Origin of the sequence: Aminobacter sp. LjRoot7, assembly GCF_964252895.1 — a bacterium.
GTDB classification, from domain to species: domain Bacteria; phylum Pseudomonadota; class Alphaproteobacteria; order Rhizobiales; family Rhizobiaceae; genus Aminobacter; species Aminobacter aminovorans_B.
The window spans coordinates 743,491-763,950 of sequence record NZ_CAXUPX020000001.1 but is presented as its reverse complement, the minus strand read 5'-3'; the positions used below and the strand labels follow the sequence as shown (position 1 = coordinate 763,950).

The window sequence follows — 20,460 nt, the reverse complement described above, 5'->3', positions numbered from 1 at the left end:
TCAGGAGGCTAGCACAGCCATCCGGTTTCGCCAGAGCCGGCAGGCTTCGACCTTTGCAGCATGGCCGGTTCTGTGGTTTGGCTGGACAAGCAGGAAGGGACACTGACATGGTTCAGAGCGAACGCGAAAAGATGGCGGCCGGCGCGTGGTACAACTGCGTCGACGCCGAACTCGACGCACTGCGCATGGTGGCGGCCGAGGCCGTCTTCGAGCACCGCTCGCTGCCGCCTGTCGAACGCGGCGACATCGCGCCCAGGCTGCGAGCGTTGCTCGGCTCGGCAGGCGCTGGTTGCCGCATCGAAGCGCCGTTCCACTGCGCCTATGGCTTCAACATCCATCTGGGCGTGGGCGTGTTCCTCAATGCCGGCTGCACCATCCTCGACACCGCGCCTGTAAAGATCGGCGACGGCACGATGTTCGGCCCCGGTGTGCAGGTCTATTGCCCGGAGCATCACCGGGACCCGGCCTTGCGCCGCGCCGGACTGGAGATCGGCCGGCCGGTCACCATCGGTCGGAATGTCTGGATCGGCGGCAGCGCCATCATCCTCGGCGGCATCGAGATCGGCGACGATGCCATCGTCGGCGCGGGCTCGGTAGTGACCAAAAGTGTTGCGGCGGGCGCCACCGTCGTCGGCAATCCGGCCAGGCCGATCGGTGGATAGAGAAACTATTATTCCTGTCATTGACAGGGCCGTTCCGCGCCGCCATATCGGAGGCGTTAATGTTCTCAGGGCGGGGTGAAAGTCCCCACCGGCGGTAAGGGTTTTCGAACCCAAGCCCGCGAGCGCTTCCCGGCAACGGGAGGGTCAGCAGATCCGGTGTGATTCCGGAGCCGACGGTCATAGTCCGGATGGAAGAGAACGAACGGGAAAGCGGAGGCGCAAGCCGCCGGGATTCCGTCTCGTGCGTCCTGATTCTGGTTCGAAACGGAAGGATGGACCCATGAATCAGCAATCCCCGAAAGACTTCGATACGACCCGCGTTGCCGTGATCCGCGCGCGCTGGCATGCCGACATCGTCGACGAATGCGTCAAGGCCTTCAGCTCCGAGATCGAGAAGCTGTCGGGCGGCCGTTTCGCCGTCGACGTCTATGACGTGCCCGGCGCCTACGAGATCCCGCTGTTTGCAAAGACGCTGGCCGAGACCCGCCGCTACCAGGCTATCCTCGGCACGGCCTTCGTCGTCAATGGCGGCATCTACCGCCACGACTTCGTCGCGCATGCCGTGCTCGATGGTATGATGAACGTGCAGCTTCAGACCGGCGTTCCGGTGCTGTCGGCGGTGCTCACCCCGCACAACTACCATGACAGCGCCGAGCACCACCGCTTCTTCTTCGACCACTTCAAGGTCAAGGGCAAGGAAGCCGCCAACGCCTGCGTCGAGATCCTCAAGGCACGCGCCCTGATCGCCGCCTGACGCGATCAAGCCGACCCGGCTCTCCTCTTACGGGGAGGGCCGACGGCCCCTGCGATGGCACGTCGCACCGGAAGCGAGAAGCTGGCCCTATGCTTCGGAACGCTGGGGTTGCAGGATGCGCGAAGCATCATGCAAGGGGGCTGCCATGTCGTCCATTCCACTGCCGCTCAAGGGTTCATGCCGCTGCGGCCGCGTCGAGATCGAGATGTCCAAGGCGCCGATCTGCACCGCCGCCTGCCATTGCCCCGGCTGCCAGAAGATGTCGTCCTCGGCCTATTCGCTGACGGCGATGGTGCCTGCTGACGGCTTTGCCGTGACCAAGGGCGAAACCGTCGTCGGAGGAGCGCATGGCGAGCAGTTGCACCACCAGTTCTGCGACCATTGCAAGACGTGGATGTTTACCCGCGTCGTCGGGGTCGACTGGTTCGTCAATGTGCGGCCGACCATGCTGGACGATGCCACCTGGTTCCGCCCGTTCATGGAAACCTTCACCAGGACGAAAATGCCTTTCGCCGCAACGGGTGCGGTCAGGAGCTTCGACGAATTCCCTGAAATGGAAGAACTCGAGCCCTTGATGCACGAGTATCAGGCCTGGGCCGCGAGCTAGGGCGCCCGGCGCGCCAGTGGCGCGAAGCTGCTCAGGCCGAGCCACGCCTGCATGGCGCGGGCGATCTTGTCGTCACCATCGAGCTCCAGCCGGCCTGAATCGAGTTCCTGGTTGAGCTTGGACAGGCCCATCCAAACCGATGTCATGCTGCGCAGCGATCCCCTGACCTCGAGGTCAATGTCGAAGCCGGGATCGGAGTTGCAGAGGTCGACTGCCCCGTCGGCGACCACCAGCCACCAATTCTGCTGTGCTTTCGCCACTTCGGGGTACAGAAAGTGAATCGTGCAACGTTTTGGCGGCAGAGGCTGCGGGTTGAGGTTGCGGCGCATGTCCCACATCAGGAGCGAAGGGTCGAGATTCCTGAGGGTTAGCTGGGATTCCACCCAGCGATGGCCCCAGTCGCCAAGGCCGAGGATGATCGGCCGCAGGTCCTCGCCGGCCTCGGTCAGCCGGTATTCGACGCTGCCTGCGCCGCCACGCTCGGTCTGGATCACACCAGCGCGCTCAAGTTCCTTCAGTCGCTTGGACAAAAGCGCCGGCGACATCCGCGGCACGCCGCGGCGCAAGTCGTTGAAACGGCTCGATCCCATCAGCATTTCGCGCACAACCAGCGTCGTCCAGCGGGTGCACAGCACCTCCGACGCCATCGAAACCGGGCAAAACTGGCCGTAACCGCCGCGATCGCTCATCTTGCACCATTCGCAGGAGGACCGCGCCTTATAGCGCAAAACCAGCATGCTCGCACCTAGCCCATAGGGATGACAGCCTCGCGCACCGGTACAGTTCCTGAACTGGACCGCAGCGGCTCTTGGCGCGATCCTTGCGCCTGACCTGCCGGTCAACAGGAGACGACTTGATGAGAAGTCTTGATAACGCTGCGCTGGCACCTGCCGGCGTGACAGGTGCAATGCCGATCGATGTGGTTGCTGCGGCCCACGATCTGGTTCCGGCCCTTTCCGAGCGGGCACGGCAGTTTGACGAGGGCGACATCTTCGTCGCCGACAATTATGCCCTCTTGAAAAAGGCCGGCCTCGCCAGCGCCGGCGTGCCGCTCGAACTGGGCGGTGGCGGCGCCGACATCGCCGAACTTGCCGAAATGCTGCGCATCATGGCACGGGCCTGCGGCTCGACTGCGCTCGCCTTTGCCATGCACACCCATCAGGTGGCGATCCCCGCCTGGCGCTGGCGCCACCAGAAGGTCGCCGCCGTCGAACCGCTGCTCAAGCGTGTCGCCGCCGAGAACCTGATCCTGCTGTCGTCAGGCGGATCCGACTGGATCGGCGGCTCGGGCAAGGCCGAGAAGGTCGAGGGTGGCTACCGCATCACCGCGCGCAAGGTCTTCACCTCGGGTGCTGCCGCGGGCGACATCCTGATGACCGGGGCCATCACCTGTGCCGAGGACGGCAGCGAAAAGGTCATCCATTTCGGCGTGCCGATGCGCGCTCCCGAGGTCAGCGTGATGGACAACTGGCGCACGCTCGGCATGCGCGGCACCGGTTCCAACGATGTCGTCATCGAGGGGCTGTTCATCCCCGATGCTTCCGTCGCCTTCTCGCGTGCGGCGGGCCATTGGCACCCGGTGTTCCAGATCATCGCCACCGTCGCCTTCCCGCTGATCTACGCCGTCTACCTCGGCGTCGCCGAAAGCGCGCGCGACATTGCTTTGGAGATCGCGAAGAAGAAGCCGACGAGCGAGACGGTGCTCAACCTCGCCGGCCGCATGGATACGGCGCTGCGTGCCGCCCAGATGGCCCATCGCGCGATGATCGAGGAGGTCGGGCGCAACAGCCCGTCGGCGGAAAGCGTCAACGAGGTGATGATCGGCCGCTCGCTGGTCGCCAGCCATGGCCTCGAGGTCGTTGAACTGGCGATGGAACTCGCCGGTGGCTCGTCCTTCTACCGCGACAAGGGCCTCGAACGCCGCTTTCGCGACATGCAGGCCGCACGCTTCCACCCGCTCCAGGCTGGCCCGCAGGCGCAATATGCCGGCGCCATGGCGCTGGGGCTGCCGATCGACACTATCTTCTGAGCATAACTCCCAGGACTGCCGGCCGCCGCGAGAAGTCGCGGCGGCTGTTTTCATTTTTCAAACGCGATTTTTGCACGCCTTGACCTTCACGCGGCGTGAGGGACTACTCATCCGGTCCTGCGGAGGCATGGTCGGATGAAGGCATATACTGTGGGTGAACTGGCGCGGCTTGCCGGCGTGACGGTCCGGACGCTGCATCATTATCACGACATCGGTCTGCTCAAGCCCGCTCATGTCGGCGCAAACGGCTATCGCAGCTATGGCGAAGAGGAGCTGTTGCGGCTGCAGCAGGTGCTCATTCACCGCGAACTCGGCATCCCGCTCGGCGAGGTCGCTGCCATCCTCGATGCCCCCGGTTTCAATCGGCTCACGGCATTGCAGCAGCAGCGCCGGCGGCTCGAAGCCGAGGCAAGCCGCTACCGCCAGCTTGTCAGGACGATCGACCGCACGATCGCCAAACTCGAAGGAGATCGCGCGATGAAGCATGCAGAACTGTACAAGGGCTTTTCCGACAAACAGGAAGAATATGAGGACTGGCTGGTCGAGCGTTATGGCGAGCCGATGCGTAAGTCCATGGGCCAAGCGCCGAAGCTCACGGAAGAGCAGAGCAAGGCCGCGATGGCCGAGCTGCGTGATATCGAGCAGTCATTGGCCTCGGCGATGGAGAAGGGGATCGTGCCCGAGGCGCGCGAACTCGACATGCTGGTCGAACGCCACCACCGCTGGGTCAGTCGCATGTGGCCCCAGCCTTGTACGATCGATGCCTATGCCGGCCTTGCCGACATCTACGACCACCCTGACTTCGCCAGGCGTTACGAGACGCTCGCGCCGGGCTTCGCCCGCTGGCTGCCGACGGCGATGAAGGCCTGGGCACGGCGCCAGGCTGCTTAGCCATTTCCGGGAGATGCGAGCAGTTTCGTCGGGAACTACACCGGCGAATGGACGGAGCTGCGTCTCGATCAGAGTGAGTGTTCCGAAAAGAAAAGGGCGGGGCCTTGCGGCCTCGCCCCCGTCGTTTGGGATGTTGGTTTGTCCTCAGAACAGTCCTTCGATCTGGCCCTGTTCGTTGAGGAAGATCTTCTCGGACGACGGTGCCTTGGGCAGGCCGGGCATGGTCATGATCTCACCGCAGATGGCGACGATGAAGCCAGCACCGGCTGCCAGGCGCACTTCACGCACCGGCACGACGTGGTCGGTTGGCGCGCCGCGCAGGTTCGGGTCGGTCGAGAACGAGTACTGCGTCTTGGCCATGCACACCGGCAGATGGCCGTAGCCGGCCTGTTCCCAGGCATGGAGCTGGTCGCGCACCGACTTGTCGGCGATCGCCTCCGAGCCGCGGTAGATGCGCTTGACGATGGTGTCGATCTTGTCGAACAGCTTCATCTCGTCGGGGTAGAGCGGCGAGAACTGCGATGCGCCGCTTTCAGCCAGCTGCACCACCTTGTGGGCGAGCTCCTCGATGCCGGCCGAACCCTTGGCCCAGTGCTTGCACAGGATCGCTTCCGCACCCATGCCGGCGACATAGTCCTTCATCGCCGCGATTTCGGCGTCGGTGTCGGAGACGAAGTGGTTCATCGCCACGACAACCGGCACGCCGAACTGCTTGACGTTTTCGATGTGGCGGCCAAGGTTGGCGCAGCCCTTCTTCACCGCCTCGACATTCTCCTTGCCGAGCTCTTCCTTCTTGACGCCGCCATTCATCTTCATGGCGCGCACGGTGGCCACGATGACGGCGGCTGCCGGCTTGAGGCCCGCCTTGCGGCACTTGATGTCGAAGAACTTTTCGGCACCGAGGTCTGCGCCGAAGCCGGCTTCGGTGACGACATAGTCGGCGAGCTTGAGGGCTGTGGTGGTGGCGACCACCGAGTTGCAGCCATGCGCGATGTTGGCGAACGGGCCGCCATGGACGAAGGCCGGGTTGTTTTCCAGCGTCTGCACCAGGTTCGGCTGGACCGCGTCCTTCAGAAGCACCGCCATCGCGCCATCGGCCTTGAGGTCGCGGGCATAAACGGCCGTCTTGTCGCGGCGATAGGCAACAATGATGTCGCCGAGGCGCTTTTCGAGATCTTTCAGATCGGTCGCCAGGCACAGGATCGCCATGACTTCCGAAGCCACCGTGATGTCGAAGCCAGCTTCACGCGGAAACCCGTTGGCGACGCCGCCGAGCGAGCAGTTGATCTCGCGCAATGCGCGGTCGTTCATGTCCATCACCCGGCGCCAGACGACGCGGCGGGTGTCGATGCCGAGTTCGTTGCCCCAGTAGATGTGGTTGTCGATCAGCGCCGAGAGCAAGTTATGCGCGGTGGTGATGGCGTGGAAGTCGCCGGTGAAGTGGAGGTTCATGTCCTCCATCGGCACGACCTGGGCATAGCCACCACCGGCAGCACCACCCTTGACGCCGAAGTTCGGCCCGAGCGACGCTTCGCGGATACACACGATCGCCTTCTTGCCGATGCGGTTGAGGCCATCGCCGAGGCCCACCGTGGTCGTGGTCTTGCCTTCACCTGCCGGCGTCGGGTTGATGGCGGTGACAAGGATCAGCTTGCCGTCCTTGTTCTTGCGCGCATTGGCAATGAACTCGGCCGAGATCTTCGCCTTGTCGTGGCCATAAGGCAGCAAGTGCTCGGTCGGAATGCCGACCTTGGCGCCGACCTCCTGGATCTGCTTCTTCTTCGCCGCACGCGCGATCTCGATGTCGGTCTTGAATTCGGCCATGACGGCTCCTCCGCAGTGATTGTCCCGATGGCGCCACGGCCATCGCAGTCGCCGCCATAGAAGCGCGACATCGGTCTCGCCTGCCGTCTCAAAACAGCCGCCCAATGCACGGATTGCGACAGGGGCAAGAGAGCGACTAGGGAGTAGGGAATAGCGAATAGAAAATAGAGAGCAAGGAAGGCTGCGGGCGCGACGAGCGTGCTGCGTTACCCTGCTACTCCCTATTCGCTACTCGCTTACCTGCTCAGCACGTTGCTGATCTCGACCAGGTTCGAGCGGACGCGCAGGATGTAGAAGCCCATGGTGATCAGGTGCGAGGGCATGAACCAGCCATCCTCGGCGCCGTTGGAGACAATGAAGGGCTGGATGTTCAGCGCCGAGCGCGTCTGCTGCTCCATCGTGTCCCACAGATTGTCGAGGTTGCGGGTGCGCAGCACGTCCTCGAAGTCGGCATGGGTCGCCTTGAGCAGGCCGTAATAGCCGTAGAGCTGGCCGTAGGCGAACCAGAAGCGGTCGTCAGCGCGCGGGTCAAACCAGCCATTGTTGAAGTTCTCGGCCCGGTCCTTGAGGATCGCCGATGTCGCGCCGATGTCGTTGGAGATGCGGTCGATGAACTGGATCAGATTGTCGGCGCGGGCGTCGAACACCGCCTGGCACTTCTCCAGCCGGCCGTTGAAATTGTTGAGGCTCTTGATGGCCGAGCGGTAGTAGCTCGGCGTCGGCGTCTTCGGACCGAATGGCGTCAGGCCGAAATACCAAGTGTATTCGTCGAACTGCATGTTGCCGCGGGCATCCTGCAGGTCGGAATCGACCTGGCTGGTGCCGCGCACGCGGCCGAGATTGTCGGCGAGTTCGGTTGTCGTGCGGCGGATGGCCTGGTTGATGCCGCGCTGGAACGAGGCCTTGTTGTCGAGGAATGGCGTGTGATCCCAGGGCAGGCCGAACAGGCCGGTCTTGTAGAGGATCATCGACGAGATCCAGGCGTTCTCGTTGACGTTGAAGTTGGTCAGCTCGGCGGAGATGTCGGCGATCGCCGAGCGGCCGCAGGTCTTGGCCGTGTCGGTGCCGCCGCCGGCGACGATCTGCTCGCCGGCCGAGACGTTGCGGTTTTCGAAATTATGCTTGGCGACATAGTCGGGATCGAAATTCGTCCAGGCTTGTGTGTTCCAGATGAAGTAGCCGTAGAGCGCCACAAGGCCGGCGATCGCAGCGCCAACCACGGCCTTGAGGACGAAGCCGCGCTGCAGGTACCAGCGCCCGAGCCACATGAATGGCCACAGCAATATACCGATGACGAAGCCGAGGCCGCGGCCGATCAGCTGGAATATCCGGGTGAAGAAATTCACGATCGGATCAAGCATATGGAACCCCCTCAGTCGGTCAGGCCGTAGAGCTGTGCGCGGAACGCCGCCTTGTCTTTCAGATATGTGCTTTTCAGCGTGTCCACAACATTGGATCGCCAGGTCTCGTTGAGCTCTTCATAGTCCTTGTAGAAGCCCTGCTTGTTGAAGACATAGCGCGAGACGAAATCCGACGGCACGAATTCGGAGATCAGCCGGTTGGTCAGCCAGGCGTCAGGATGGTCGGTCTTGGCGCGTACGACGAGGAAGCGGTGCAGCGGAAACACCTCTTCCAGCCGCAACTGGCCGAGCTGGGCGATTTCGCGCTTGGCGCCGTTGAGGAAGGGGAAGGTGCCGTCGCGGTTGATCGCATCGGCATGGCTGTGGATCCAGGTCTGCAGCCAGACCTTGTCGACCTTGCCGATGTCGCGTTTCGGCTCGGCCTCGCGGATCAGCGCGCGCACCGCCATTTCGGCGCGATGCTCGAGATAGCCGGAGCTTTCGATCCACGAGGCGCGGGGCAGGTCGAGCCGGCCAGTCGAGGCCAGGAACTTGAACACCTTGTCGGCGTCCTTGATCGAGAGGTAGCTCACCTGCCACGGCCGCGAGCGGCGGAAGCCGGGCGCCGACGGGTCGGAAATGACGGTTGTCACGTCAGGGTCGACGAAGACATAGAGCCCGCCGAAATGGCTGGTCCAAAACGCGTTGTGGCGGAAGATCACCTGGTCGGGCACCAGCGCGTTCTCGCGGATGTCGCCGCAGATCTTGGCAAGCTCGACCATGCGCTGGAGCATGGCGTCGTCGCGCCAGGCCTCGGGCTCCTGCTTCAGCTTGTCGACAAGCTTGCCGAGCTCGGCCGCCTTGCCGAGCACGTCTTCGGCCGACAGAACGCGGAACTCGACCTGGTTGATCGATAAAAGGTCCTCGATGTCCTCGACCTTGGATACGGAATCCTCGATCTCGCCGTAGATCACGTCCTTGATCGTCAGCGCGTCGATGGCGCGCTGGTTCTTGGACATGAACTCGAACAGCAACTGCGAGGTGTTGGAAAACGCCGTGTGCACCACCGGCAGGTCGATCTGCGACGGCGTCAGGATGATGAAGCGGCGGTTGACCTCGTTGGGGTCGAGATACTGGTAGTCGCCCAGCTCCTCGGCGATCTCGGGCGAGAAGCCGGTGCGGTCGATCTCGAAGCTCTTGAGCTTCGTCGGCTCCAGCCCGAACGCCTTCAGCGCCTTGTTGTAACGGTCGATCAGATGCGGTTCGTCGACCGGCAGCAGGCGGCCGTAGATGAGCTCGTTGTCGCGGAGAAGGTCCATTATTCCTTCTCCCCGTTCAAGGGGAGTAGGGAAGGTTGGCGCGCTTCAAGCATTCCACAGCCCCTTCGCCTTCAGCTCCTCCATCTCCTTCGCCGCACGTTCGCGCAGCCTTGCGTCGCGCAGCAGCTTGGACACCGCGGCGTCGTCCGACTTGTCGGAGTAGCGGAATTCCGAGTCGGCGTAGCGATTGATCTCCTGCATCACCATGTCCATCGAGAACGGGCCGCGCAGCTCCTCGATCATCGCCTTTTTCTCGTCGTAGCCTTTGTGCATGAAGGTCTCAGGCTTCTCGAACCACTCCTCCGGCAGCTCGATGTCCATGGCGCGCATCTTAATCGCATCGGTGACGTTCTTGATGGCGCGGCCGGTGAAGCGCGGCTCGGCTTCCTTGATCATGTGCAGATAGGTGCCGACGTCGGCCAGCGTCTTGGGCGCACCATTGTCCTTCATGAAGCGGTCGTAGACCTTTTCCAGCCCGTCTTCCTGCGGCTTGGCATGCTCTTCATAGGCCTCGGTGACGGCGCGCTGGATTTCCTGCGCGGCATAGAGCTCGTGCTCGCCGAGCGGGATCTTGTGGTTCTTGCCGGCGAGCAGCACGAAGATGTCTATGTAGTCGTCGCGGGTCTGCGGGCCGTCGACCAGCCAGCGGGCGCCGGCGCGCTGGCGCAGCGCGTCGTCGACATTCTCGGGATAGTTGGAGAACATGCCGAAGGAGCAGTTGCCGCGCACCACGGTGCCGGCGCCGGCAAAGGCATCCATCAGAACGCCGGTGATTTCCTGCTGGCCGGCAGAAGCGCGGTCGTCTGAGCGCTTGGCCGCCACCTGGTCGATGTCGTCGATGGTGCCGAAGCCGATGGCGCGCGGGTTCAGCACGTTGTTGATGAACTGGCGGCAGTTCTGCCCCGACTTGCCCTGGTAGGAAGAGATCTGGTCGACGCCGAAATTCTCATAGGCGAAGGGATAGCCGGCGACCTGGCAGTAATTGTTGACCAGGCCGGCGATCATCTGGATCAGCGTCGTCTTGCCGGTGCCCGGCGCGCCGTCGCCGATGAAGGTGAACAAAAAGCCGCCGAGCTCGACGAAGGGGTTCAGCTCGCGCTCGAAGTCATAGGCCATCAGCATCTTGGCCAGTCGGACCGACTGGAATTTTGCGATGTGGTTGCCGACGACCTCTTGCGGCTTCTTGAAGGTCATCACCAGCGGCTTCGACTTCTTGCCCGGCACCACGTCGAAGCCGTCGAGGGTGAAGTCGTCGGCATCGATGCGGATATGGGCGTTCTCGAAGGCGCCGAGCCCGTCGAAGCGGCCCTTGCGCTGGAGCAGGCCCTCGATGGCCACGCGAGCGAAGGCGCGGCCGCGCGTCAGAAGATCAGCGTCGTCCTTGGCGCCCGACAGTGCCCGGTCGAGGCCGGAGATGATCGACTTCACGGCGTCCTGCGGCGTGTCGAACAGAAAGTCGGGTTCGCTGACGTCATTGGGTGCCTCGCCGTCGCTGTCGATCAGCTGGGCGAGGTAGGAGGCAAGGGTGAAACCGGCGACATAGGCCGAGGCCGACAGCAGCTTCTTGAAGTGGCTGGCTTCATCGCCCTCAAGCGGGCTGCGCGCGTTCTTGGCCTGTAGTGCCTCAAGATCGGTCGAGCGCGAGAACACGTCGGAGACGGCAAGCGCAACGGCGATGCCGCGCCGGGCGCGGAACAAAAGCGTGTGCTGCGGGATCGACATCAGCTGGTCGTCGGGGCGGATCGCCGTGACAGTCTTCTGCAGCTCGACCTCGCGCGTCTTGCGGATCGAGCCGGCCGAAACTGTCGAGACGAAGCGCCGGTTGGTGCCGGCAAGTGCCGTGCCCGACTGGCCGGAGGAATCTTCCAGCACGACGATGCGGGTGATGAAGCTCTGCGCGGTGGCGCGGTGCTTTTCGATGTCGGCTTCGGAAATCGTGGTCAGGCCGGTGTCCATAAAATCCTCGCTCGTTCAGGGGAGCGTTGGCGCTGCCCCTCATCCCCTGCCAGACCTTCTCCCCGTAAGGACGGGGAGAAGGAGGCTGGCCGCAACGTCGATGCCTCCCTCTCCCCGTTCTTCACGGGGAGAGGGTAAGGGTGAGGGGCTGCGCCAACGCTAGCTGTTCGCGCGCTACACATCCGAGATCACCTGCCCCTTTGACAGGATGTGCACCTTGTAACCCGCGAAAATCTTCTCGGCCTCGCCGGCGGCATAAAGCGCCTGGTAGGCCTCGTGCGGGATCAGCGCGTGTTTCTCGTAGCTCGACACGCCCTGGCGCGCGGCTTCGAGGTCGTCGGTGTTGATAAAGAACTCCTCGCTCGACGGTTCGCTCGACCACAGGCCCTTGCGGCCGGGCTTTTCCGCCTTGGAATAGACCTCCTGGATGGTCCAGGTCAGAAGCCAGGCGTTTTCGGCCTTGCGTACCTTGGACAGCACCTCGCTCACGGTCGAATTGTGCTCGGTGATGCCGGCCGAATAGAACGGGCCGAGCACCATGCGCCTGAGCTGCTTGGGGTGCAGGTCGGGAAAATCCTTGTCGAGGTTTGTCGCCACCGTCAGGGGCGACAGCGAATAGGCCGAGTTCTTCTCGGTGAAGTCGTCGAAGCGGTGGGCAAGGTCGGGATTGAGCAGGCCGTCCACCGGCAGCGGGATTTCGATCCGCTCGTTGAGCTTGCCGCTTTCGGCGTCGACCAGTTGCTCGACCATTGCCTCCGACGAATCCTCGACGGTCGCCATGTAGATCAGCGGCAGGTTGGCGGTACCGTCGAAGCTGCCCCAGTGGACGAGATAATAAGGCCGCATCGACTTCGGATTGACAGACACCTTGGCGGTCTGCGCCAAGATGAAGGGCGAGAAGGTCGAGCCATCCTTGACGTCCTCGAGATAGAGCCGCTCGGCCATCGAGCGCTGCAGCGCCTCGGGAAATTCCTTGTGGCGCAGGATGAAGTCGGCCATCTCCTCGCGCAACTCGCCTGATGGCGGGATGCTGGCCAGCCGCTGTGCCGCCGTCTTGCGGTCGTTTTCCAGTTCGAGCACGTTCTGGAACACCGGGAAGCCGCTTTCGGCGCGACTGATCTTAAACGTCTCCATGAAGCCCAGCCGGTTGCGCCAGCAGGCGAAGGAGCGTTCCAGCCGCGCGATGTAGGCAGCCGCCACCTTTGCCACGATGCCGTGCCGGTAGAGCGGCGAGCGGTCGTCGCGCATGAAGATTTCGAGCCCGCTCAGTGCCGCCGCAATCGCGTCGAAATAGCGGACTGCGGGATCGTCGGTGGGGGTCATGCTGCCGTGCCTGCTGTGCTTGCGTTCTGTCCCACCCCCCTCTGTCCTGCCGGACATCTCCCCCACAAGGGGGGAGATCGGCCTTCAGTCCGGCCTCGGCCAATCCTGGACATTCGAAAATGGGCGAGGCGGAGGTTACTGCTGATCTCCCCCCTTGCGGGGGAGATGTCCGGCAGGACAGAGGGGGGTGTCATAGAGCGCGAAGCTTTATCTATGTTGCCGCCTCAGCTCTGCACGTAGTCCGAAGCATTGTGCTTCTTCAGCACCTCATCGAAGCGGCGGGCAAACGCGTCGTCGGCCAGCTTCTTGCGGCGCTGGATGTCGGCGGTCGCCACCATGTTCTTCTCGTGCAGTTCGAGCAGGTCGCCGATGTGCTTCTGGGCGGCAGCGCCGATGCCGGCCATCGTCTCCTCGGCGGTGTTGTCGACCTTGGAGCCCAGCGTGTTGATCTTGTGGGCCACGTCCTGCTGTGCGGCTGTCTTCAGCGAGTCTTCGAGCGCCTTGTAGAGCACGATGCGCTGCTCGGTATCGATGGTCAGCTTGTTGATCAGCGTCGCCTGAGCCGCGATCTGGTTGTTCAACGAATCGACGAAGGTCTGGAACATCGAGGTGTAGCGTTCGAGCGTCTGGCTCTCGGCCAGGATCTCCTGCTCCTTGGCCTGCTTCTCGTTGTATTCGGTGGCGAGCTTGGAGCGCTCGGATTCGAGCTCGGTGCGCTCCTTTTGGCTGGTCGAGGCCGCGATCTTGTTTTCGATGTCGAGCAGCAGCGGGTTCAGCTCCTCGATGCGCTTCTGGGTCGCTTCGAGATTGGACATCGTCACCTTGCGGCGCTCGATCACCTGGGAAAGGCTGGCCTCGGAAGTCTTGTAGCGCTCGTCGAGCACCTGCTTCTGCGCCTTCAGGATGCCGACGATGGTGTCCGACTTGACCAGCAGTTCCTGCAGGTTGCCGGCCAGCGACATGTTGCGGACGCGGTCGGTGCGCATGCGCTGCTTGCTGGAATCGGAGAAGATGCCGACGAAGGTTTCCCAGCCTGTGAAGCTCTTCATGCTCTCGAATTCCGAGCCGAAGACGTTGGTGGCGTCTTCCAGGCCGATGATCAGGTCGGCGATGTTGCCTTCCATCACCTTCTGCTGCTTGAGCACATCCTGGATTCGCGCATTCTCGATGTCGAAATCGGAGGCGCCGATCTTGGCGTCAGTCGTGGCGATCTTGTCGAGCACGGTGCCCGATTGCTCGATCTTGCTCCGCATGTCCTCCACGACCTGCTTGGTCTTGGCGATCTCGGCATCGAAATTCTGCAGCGTTGCCATAAGTTCCTCCGGTGTCGAATGCGGGACAGTGGCGCCGAATATATGTGGCGCATCTTGCGATTGAAAGACAAGCAGTGGCAGGCGAAAGCAATTAAGCCGAAGCCACTTAGCCTGGCGTGGCAAATCCGATGAAGTCGTCGGGCTGGGCGCGGCCCATTTCCTCTTCCCAGTGGCGCCGGCAGAGCGAGACGTAGACGTCCTTGCCGATCGCCACCTGTTCGCCCTGCCGGGCGACCTTGCCGTCCGGGCCGAGCCGCACGACCATCGTCGCCTTGCGGCCGCAGCGGCAGATTGTGCGCACCTCGCGCAGGTCGTCGGCGATGGCGAGAAGCGCGCGCGAGCCCGAAAACAGATTGCCCTGGAAGTCGGTGCGCAGGCCGTAGCACATGACCGGTATGCCCAGCCGGTCGGCGACGCGCGCCAGCTGCCAGACCTGCTCTTCCTCCAGGAACTGCGCCTCGTCGACGAAGATGCAGTGCACTGTGGTGTGCTGGTGATGCTCGGCGATGCGAGCATAAAGATCGTCGCCACCGCGGAACATCTCGGCGCCGGCCTCCAGCCCGATGCGCGAGGAGATGTAGCCGGTGTCGCCCTTGCGGTAGTGGCCGGCGACGAACAGCATCGTCGTCATGCCGCGCTCGCGGTAGTTGTAGGACGCCTGCAGCAGCATCGTCGTCTTGCCGGCATTCATCGTGGCGTAATGAAAATAGAGCTTGGCCATGGTTCTTCTAATCAGAAGCCGTTGGGCGCGGGGAGGGGCCAGCCCTGCCATCCACCGCAAAAAACCTCTGCGATGTCGCTGATGGATCAGCCGGCGGCGTCTGTCGTTGCGTCATGTCACTTGAATCCAAAGGAAAATGGTGTTTGGCTCGCGACAAAGACGAACAACAACAATACCGCGTTGCCGTCAAAAATACGAATGGGAGATTCCATATGTCGCGCATGAAACTACTCGCCGCCGCTGTCGGCGTGTCGGCGGTCATGACTGCCGGTGCTGCCTTTGCGGGCGATGCCGAAAGCTGCAAGAAGGTGCGTCTGTCCGATGTCGGCTGGACCGACATCCAGGCCACAACCGGCGTCGCTTCGGTGCTTCTGACCGCACTGGGCTACGAGCCGGAGGTCATCCAGCTCTCTGTGCCGGTCACCTACGCCTCGTTGAAGAACAAGGATCTCGACGTTTTCCTGGGCAACTGGATGCCGTCGATGACCGCCGACATCAAGGAATATGTCGCCGACGGCTCGGTCGAGACCATCGGCGAAAACCTGTCCGGTGCCGGCTACGGCATCGTCGTGCCGAGCTACGTCGCCGAAGGCGGGGTCAAGACGCTGACCGACCTCGGCAAGTTCAAGGACAAGTTCGGCGGCAAGATTTACGGCATCGAAGCCGGCAATGACGGCAACCGCATCATCCTCGACATGATCTCCAAGCCCGAGAACAATCTCACCGGCTTCGAGCTGGTCGAATCGTCGGAAGCCGGCATGTTGACTCAGGCCGAGCAGTCGATGAAGTCGAACGAGTGGATCGCCTTCCTCGGCTGGACGCCGCATCCGGTTATGGGCGCGATGAAGATCGCCTATCTCGACGGCATGGGTGACTCGGGCTTTGGCGCTGCCACCGTCAGCACCAACGTCCGCAAGGGCTATGTCGCCGAGTGCCCGAATGTCGGCAAGTTCCTTGGCAACCTCAAGTTCAACCTTGAGATGGAAGGCACCATGATGGACGGCATCCTCAAGGGCGGCAACGCCAACGATGTCGCCAAGGACTGGCTCAAGGCCAATCCGGATGCCGCCACCAAGTGGCTCGACGGCGTCACCACCTTCGACGGCGGCGACGCAACGGCTGCGGTGAAGGCGGCGCTGGCGAGCTAAGCCGGCATCCCTGCCTGCAAATGACATGATGAAGGGCAGCGAAGCGAGACAGCTGCCCTTTTTCGTATCAAGTTAAGCGAGAAGCGCCGGCGCGACCGGTGCCTGCGAAAGCAATAGAGAGGGGACAGATGGATCCGGTATCGAACTTGCTGGCCGCCTACAAGATTCCGATCGGCCTGTGGGGCAAGGCGTTCTTCACCTTCCTGACCGACAATTTCAACGCCATCTTCCGCGGCTTTTCCAACGGGCTCAACCTGTTGCTCGACGGGCTCGTCGACGGGCTCCTGCTGTTGCCGCCGGTCGCTGTCGTAGCGCTGGTCGCGCTGCTTGCCTGGTACCTGCAGCGCTCGCGGGCGCTGGCAATCGGCGTTGCGCTCGGCCTCTTGTTCATCATCAATCAGGGCCTGTGGAAGCAGACAGTCGAAACGCTGGTGCTGGTCGTCGCGGCCGCTGCCGCCTCGATGGCCATCGGCGTGCCGCTTGGCATCTGGGCCGCGCACAAGCCCAAGGTCTACCGGATCATGTTGCCGGTCCTCGACTTGATGCAGACGCTGCCGACCTTCGTCTACCTGATCCCGGTGCTCACCCTGTTCGGCCTCGGCAACGCACCCGGCCTGATCGTCACCATCATCTTCGTTATCCCGACGGCGGTGCGCCTGACCCATCTCGGCGTCACCTCGGTGCCCACCGCGATCATCGAGGCCGGCCAGGCCTTCGGCGCCACCAAGCGCCAGTTGCTGTGGAAGGTCGAGCTGCCGGCGGCGCTGCCGACGATCATGGCGGGGCTCACCCAGTGCATCATGTTGTCGCTGTCGATGGTGGTGTTCGCCGCGCTGATCGGCGCCGGCGGCCTCGGCACCGAAATCAACCGCGCGCTCGGCTCGCGCAAGATCGACCTCGGACTTGAGGCGGGCCTGGCTATCGTCGTGCTGGCCATCGTTCTCGACCGCATGACGCGCATCGGCGTGGGAGGCAAGAAATGAACGTTGCCGTCGATTTCAAGAATGTCGATATCGTCTTCGGTGCCGACACCTCCGCTTCGCTCGCCATGCTCGACAAGGGTGCTACCCGCGCCGAGATCCTCGAAAAGACCGGCAATGTGCTGGGCTGCGCCGGCGCCAACCTGACCATCAACGAGGGCGAGATCTCGGTCCTGATGGGCCTGTCCGGCTCCGGCAAGTCGACGCTGCTGCGCGCCGTCAACCGGCTCAACATCGTTTCGCGCGGTTCGGTCATGGTCAAGGACGGCGACAAAATGGTCGACGTCGTCTCCTGCGACGAGGCGACCTTGCGCCGCCTGCGCCAGCATCAGGTCGCCATGGTGTTCCAGCAGTTCGGCCTGCTGCCCTGGCGCACCGTCGAGGAGAATGTCGGCCTCGGCCTTGAGCTTGCCGGCATGCCCGACGCCGAGCGTAAGGCAAAGGTCGGCAAGCAGCTCGACCTCGTCAACCTGACGCCCTGGGCCAAGAAGTACGCCCATGAGCTCTCGGGCGGCATGCAGCAGCGCGTCGGCCTGGCCCGTGCCTTCGCCACCGAAGCGCCGATCCTGCTGATGGACGAGCCGTTCTCGGCGCTCGACCCGCTGATCCGCACCAAGCTGCAGGACGAGCTGCTGCAGCTGCAGAAGACGCTGAAGAAGACCATCATCTTCGTCAGCCACGATCTCGAGGAAGCGCTCAAGATCGGCAACACCATCACCATCATGGAGGGCGGCCGCATCGTCCAGTCCGGGCCGCCCGAAGACATCGTGCTCCGGCCCGCCAACGACTATGTCCGCGACTTCATCGCCAATGTGAACCCGCTGTCGGTGCTGACCGCATGGAACGTCATGCGCGACCGCCGCGACCTGGAAGATGCCGGCGAGGGCTGGGTCTGGCTCGACCGGCGCAAGACGACGCGCTTCAAGATCGATGCGCGGGGCCTGGTCGCTGCCGCCGAGCGCAACGGCCAGCCGGCCGTCTGGGTTTCGGTCGACGACATCGACAAGTCTGGCGACGAGGCCTCGCACGTCTTCTGGGCCAAGCCAGGCACGTCGCTCAAGCTGGTCATGCTCGCCATGCACCGTTCGCAGACATCGCCCGTGGCGCTGTTCGACGACCAGTCCCGCTTCGTCGGCGCGATTGGCATTCGTGATGTGCTGAGCGCGGTGCTGAGGCGGTGACAGCTTTCTTCTCCCCGTTCACGGGAGAAGATGCCGGCACGCAGTTGTCCGGACGTGGAGCTGCCCCTCATCCGACCCTTCGGGCCACCTTCTCCCCGTGAACGGGGAGAAGGAAAAACCTCTCACTCTTCCTCATCACCCAGAAGCTCGTTCAGCCTGACGGCATAAGGCTGCACCACGTCGAAATATTGCTCGCCTTCGGCGCGCAGGGCGCGTGTCTCGGCGATCTTTTCCTCGACGAAGCTTCGCATCTCGGCCTTCTGCTCGGCGTTCAGGTCGCTGGCGTCGACCTTTTCAGTCAGCCCCGAGAACGTCGCTTCGAAGCGCTCGGCGGCGATCGTCGCGAGATAGCCGCGGAAGGTGGCGCCGAGCGCTTCCTTCCAGCTTTCCCTGGTAAAGCCAGCCTTGGTGATACGGCCTTCGAGCCCGGCATCGTCGTCGAACCACTGGTCGGCTTCTTCCTCGTCATAGGCGAGGCGGCCAAGTTCGGGCTCAAGTTCGCCCAATAGCTGCACCACCTTGCCGGCCTCTTCCAGCGTCAATGCCCAGGCGGGCAGCACGAGTGCGCCAAGCGCCAGGCTGACCGCCAGCAGTCCACCGGTGATGCGGCGTCTGAGGGCGGCGCTCATCCCATGCACTCCGCATCGAGCGCCTTGTCGGCGTCGTTCTGCGCCTTGGCCTGCATCAGCGAGCCGCCGACCGAGGCCACCGAGCCGGCGATTGCGCCGCCGCGGCCAAGTCCGCCGAAGCCGCCGACCATCGACAGCGCGCCGCCGAGCATGGCGGCATTTGTCTGCGCCTGGGTCGCCTTGCGCATCGCTTCCTCGCAGCGCTGCGCCGCCGTCAGTTTCTTGCCCTTGGAGGCGACTTGGCCTGCCGTCTTGGGTGCGCCCGCTGTTGTCGTGGTGCTGGTGGTCGATGTCGTCTGGCTGCAGGCGGCGAGCACGCCGCACATCATCAATGCAATCGCTCTTTTCATGGATCTCTCGATTTCGCTGGAGAAGGCGCGAACTCCGTGGGGCGGGCCATGCGCGGACCGTCGACTCTGCCCAGTCGACGGTCCGGCGATGGCCGGCCTCGCATGCGTTCGAAGAGCGCCCCCGCCCGTCGGATGCATCGGTCCGCCACGGCGCCGATTTACGACGACAGCAGGGACGCCGTCTTGGCGTGGGGCGAACAGGTGCGGCCTGGAGCGAACAGGCCTGTGAGGCAAACGCATCGGCCCGAAAACCGGAAACGATTTCCGGGCCGATGCGCAGATTTCAATGAGGTGGAGCGTCTTCGTGCGTCCGTCCGGACGCACGGCGTCTTACTGGCAGCGGCGCAGGGCTGCGGCCTTCACTTCCGACGGCGTCGCGCCAAAGCGCTGCCTGAAGGCCCGGTTGAAATGCGACAGGTCGTTGAAGCCGGCGTCGAAGGCGATCGCTGACACCGTGCTGGCGCTGGCAAGATCGAGTGCGTTGTAGGCGAGGTCGAGCCGCGCATCGCGCAGGAACTCGGAGAAGGTCAGCCCCTCCTGCTCAAACAGCCGCTGGATGTAGCGAGGCGTTACGCCCTGGCGCCGTGCGATCGTGGTGACGGTAAGCTCCGGGTCGGTCACCCGGCGCAGCATCTCGGCCTTGACCAGTTGCAGCCGGGCAGCACCGAGGCTGGCACGCACCGGCTCGGTGTTGGCCGAGGTCGCGCCCTGCACGACGAGGGCTGCGAGATCGTAGATGTGGTTGCCGGCAAGCCGTCGCCCGGCCTCGCCCTCAGGCGCCTGCGACCGCAACAGGTCGGCATAACCGGTCAGAAGCCCGGCACCGGCGGCGTCGGCACGGATATGATGAAACGCCTTCTGGCGAATGCGCGGTGCGAGCGCTGCCAGCCTTGCCTCGTTCAGGGACACCACCTTCAGCAGCGTGTTGGGCAAGGCGAAGGCCATTGACGTCGCTTCGTTGAGTAGCGTGATGTCGCCGGCCTTGATCGACAAGGGCGGCTTGCCTGCCACCGCCACCTCATAGTCGGTGGTGTGGATCGTCATCAAATAATCCTGGCGGCCGTCGGCTGCCATCAGGTCCTTGGGGCGCTCGCCGAGCACGGCCGAATAGCAGGCGGTGCCGACGGTCGTGCCGGCGTCGAGGAAATAGGCGGAAACGTCGAAGGCAAAGTTGTCGGCGTCCTCCGGCCGGAAGCGCAGGCCGGCGACATGGCGGGCGACAAAATCGTGCAGGTAGGCCAGGCGGTCGCGCGCGGGAACATCAAAGGTCGAAAGGCGCTGCATCGAACGGTTCCATCTCAGCGTGCATCAACTACCTATGCGCGAAGCTGGTTGCGCATTCAGCCTATGCGGGTTGCTGTTATTCACGGAACGGTTGGTGCGGTCAAGCGGGCGGCCGCCGGCTGCTGCCGGCAACCGCCATTACTTCGAGC

Annotated in this window: 19 protein-coding genes and 1 riboswitch; of the genes, 8 read left to right on the top strand and 11 right to left on the bottom strand. The window is 63.4% G+C overall.

The genetic code is table 11. The annotated features are described in order from the left end of the window. Nucleotides 1-107: 107 nt before the first annotated feature. The 3 genes from ACSQ3E_RS03730 (at nucleotide 108) to ACSQ3E_RS03720 (ending at nucleotide 2,023) form a co-directional block, all read left to right on the top strand. Nucleotides 108-662: a sugar O-acetyltransferase gene (locus tag ACSQ3E_RS03730; protein ID WP_436121656.1), complete on the top strand. Its 555-nt coding sequence runs from the start codon at nucleotides 108-110 to the stop codon at nucleotides 660-662. A 57-nt stretch (nucleotides 663-719) separates the two neighbouring features. Further along, a riboswitch (FMN riboswitch) is annotated at nucleotides 720-866 on the top strand. A gap of 76 nt (nucleotides 867-942) precedes the next feature. After that, a complete protein-coding gene (locus ACSQ3E_RS03725) occupies nucleotides 943-1,416 on the top strand; it encodes a 6,7-dimethyl-8-ribityllumazine synthase (RefSeq protein ID WP_310321773.1) in 474 nt (157 codons plus the stop codon). 145 nt (nucleotides 1,417-1,561) lie between these two features. Further along, the gene (locus tag ACSQ3E_RS03720) at nucleotides 1,562-2,023 is read left to right on the top strand and encodes a GFA family protein (RefSeq protein ID WP_436121655.1); all 462 of its coding nucleotides are present in this window, start codon (nucleotides 1,562-1,564) and stop codon (nucleotides 2,021-2,023) included. On the opposite strand, the gene ACSQ3E_RS03715 is transcribed toward ACSQ3E_RS03720, so the two are convergent. Continuing rightward, nucleotides 2,020-2,712, bottom strand: coding sequence for a winged helix-turn-helix transcriptional regulator (locus tag ACSQ3E_RS03715; RefSeq protein WP_184769837.1), 693 nt, complete (start codon nucleotides 2,710-2,712; stop codon nucleotides 2,020-2,022). The two genes, ACSQ3E_RS03720 and ACSQ3E_RS03715, sit on opposite strands and share 4 nt — an antisense overlap. 218 nt (nucleotides 2,713-2,930) lie before the next feature. Here ACSQ3E_RS03715 and ACSQ3E_RS03710 point away from each other — a divergent pair, with 218 nt between their 5' ends. Then, nucleotides 2,931-4,052: an acyl-CoA dehydrogenase family protein gene (locus tag ACSQ3E_RS03710; RefSeq protein WP_436121968.1), complete on the top strand. Its 1,122-nt coding sequence runs from the start codon at nucleotides 2,931-2,933 to the stop codon at nucleotides 4,050-4,052. 135 nt (nucleotides 4,053-4,187) lie between these two features. Continuing rightward, nucleotides 4,188-4,943 (top strand): MerR family transcriptional regulator, encoded by a 756-nt coding sequence (locus ACSQ3E_RS03705; protein ID WP_436121654.1) that lies wholly within the window; start codon nucleotides 4,188-4,190, stop codon nucleotides 4,941-4,943. Between the two features lie 144 nt (nucleotides 4,944-5,087). Here the strand turns inward: ACSQ3E_RS03705 and ACSQ3E_RS03700 are convergent, their stop codons facing one another. From ACSQ3E_RS03700 to ACSQ3E_RS03670, 7 genes are all read right to left on the bottom strand, one after another. Then, nucleotides 5,088-6,767, bottom strand: coding sequence for a formate--tetrahydrofolate ligase (locus ACSQ3E_RS03700; protein WP_436121653.1), 1,680 nt, complete (start codon nucleotides 6,765-6,767; stop codon nucleotides 5,088-5,090). A gap of 236 nt (nucleotides 6,768-7,003) precedes the next feature. Continuing rightward, nucleotides 7,004-8,128: a DUF2333 family protein gene (locus ACSQ3E_RS03695; protein WP_310316007.1), complete on the bottom strand. Its 1,125-nt coding sequence runs from the start codon at nucleotides 8,126-8,128 to the stop codon at nucleotides 7,004-7,006. An 11-nt stretch (nucleotides 8,129-8,139) separates the two neighbouring features. Continuing rightward, nucleotides 8,140-9,426 (bottom strand): DUF6638 family protein, encoded by a 1,287-nt coding sequence (locus tag ACSQ3E_RS03690; RefSeq protein WP_436121652.1) that lies wholly within the window; start codon nucleotides 9,424-9,426, stop codon nucleotides 8,140-8,142. Between the two features lie 45 nt (nucleotides 9,427-9,471). After that, nucleotides 9,472-11,382: an AAA family ATPase gene (locus tag ACSQ3E_RS03685; protein ID WP_436121651.1), complete on the bottom strand. Its 1,911-nt coding sequence runs from the start codon at nucleotides 11,380-11,382 to the stop codon at nucleotides 9,472-9,474. A 174-nt stretch (nucleotides 11,383-11,556) separates the two neighbouring features. Further along, nucleotides 11,557-12,705 carry a hypothetical protein gene (locus ACSQ3E_RS03680; protein WP_436121650.1) on the bottom strand — a complete coding sequence of 383 codons (1,149 nt, stop codon included), beginning with the start codon at nucleotides 12,703-12,705 and terminating at the stop codon, nucleotides 11,557-11,559. Between the two features lie 224 nt (nucleotides 12,706-12,929). Continuing rightward, nucleotides 12,930-14,018 (bottom strand): hypothetical protein, encoded by a 1,089-nt coding sequence (locus ACSQ3E_RS03675; protein ID WP_310316023.1) that lies wholly within the window; start codon nucleotides 14,016-14,018, stop codon nucleotides 12,930-12,932. A gap of 106 nt (nucleotides 14,019-14,124) precedes the next feature. Further along, complete coding sequence (locus ACSQ3E_RS03670) at nucleotides 14,125-14,739, bottom strand: thymidine kinase (protein WP_310316026.1); 615 nt, start codon at nucleotides 14,737-14,739, stop codon at nucleotides 14,125-14,127. 212 nt (nucleotides 14,740-14,951) lie between these two features. Here ACSQ3E_RS03670 and choX point away from each other — a divergent pair, with 212 nt between their 5' ends. The 3 genes from choX (at nucleotide 14,952) to choV (ending at nucleotide 18,048) form a co-directional block, all read left to right on the top strand. Continuing rightward, nucleotides 14,952-15,887: a choline ABC transporter substrate-binding protein gene (gene choX / locus ACSQ3E_RS03665; RefSeq protein WP_436121649.1), complete on the top strand. Its 936-nt coding sequence runs from the start codon at nucleotides 14,952-14,954 to the stop codon at nucleotides 15,885-15,887. A gap of 128 nt (nucleotides 15,888-16,015) precedes the next feature. Further along, nucleotides 16,016-16,870: a choline ABC transporter permease subunit gene (choW, locus tag ACSQ3E_RS03660; protein ID WP_310316032.1), complete on the top strand. Its 855-nt coding sequence runs from the start codon at nucleotides 16,016-16,018 to the stop codon at nucleotides 16,868-16,870. Further along, the gene (gene choV, locus ACSQ3E_RS03655; RefSeq protein ID WP_436121648.1) at nucleotides 16,867-18,048 is read left to right on the top strand and encodes a choline ABC transporter ATP-binding protein; all 1,182 of its coding nucleotides are present in this window, start codon (nucleotides 16,867-16,869) and stop codon (nucleotides 18,046-18,048) included. The genes choW and choV overlap by 4 nt, the downstream gene beginning before the upstream one ends. A 122-nt stretch (nucleotides 18,049-18,170) precedes the next feature. Here the strand turns inward: choV and ACSQ3E_RS03650 are convergent, their stop codons facing one another. The 3 genes from ACSQ3E_RS03650 to ACSQ3E_RS03640 form a co-directional block, all read right to left on the bottom strand. After that, the gene (locus ACSQ3E_RS03650) at nucleotides 18,171-18,677 is read right to left on the bottom strand and encodes a hypothetical protein (protein WP_436121647.1); all 507 of its coding nucleotides are present in this window, start codon (nucleotides 18,675-18,677) and stop codon (nucleotides 18,171-18,173) included. Beyond that, nucleotides 18,674-19,027, bottom strand: a complete 354-nt coding sequence (locus ACSQ3E_RS03645) for a hypothetical protein (RefSeq protein WP_436121646.1) — start codon at nucleotides 19,025-19,027, stop codon at nucleotides 18,674-18,676. Before ACSQ3E_RS03645 ends, ACSQ3E_RS03650 begins: the two co-directional genes overlap by 4 nt. Before the next feature lie 330 nt (nucleotides 19,028-19,357). Then, entirely contained in the window at nucleotides 19,358-20,311 is a 954-nt protein-coding gene (locus ACSQ3E_RS03640; RefSeq protein ID WP_436121645.1) for a helix-turn-helix transcriptional regulator, read from the bottom strand. Between the last annotated feature and the right edge of the window lie 149 nt (nucleotides 20,312-20,460).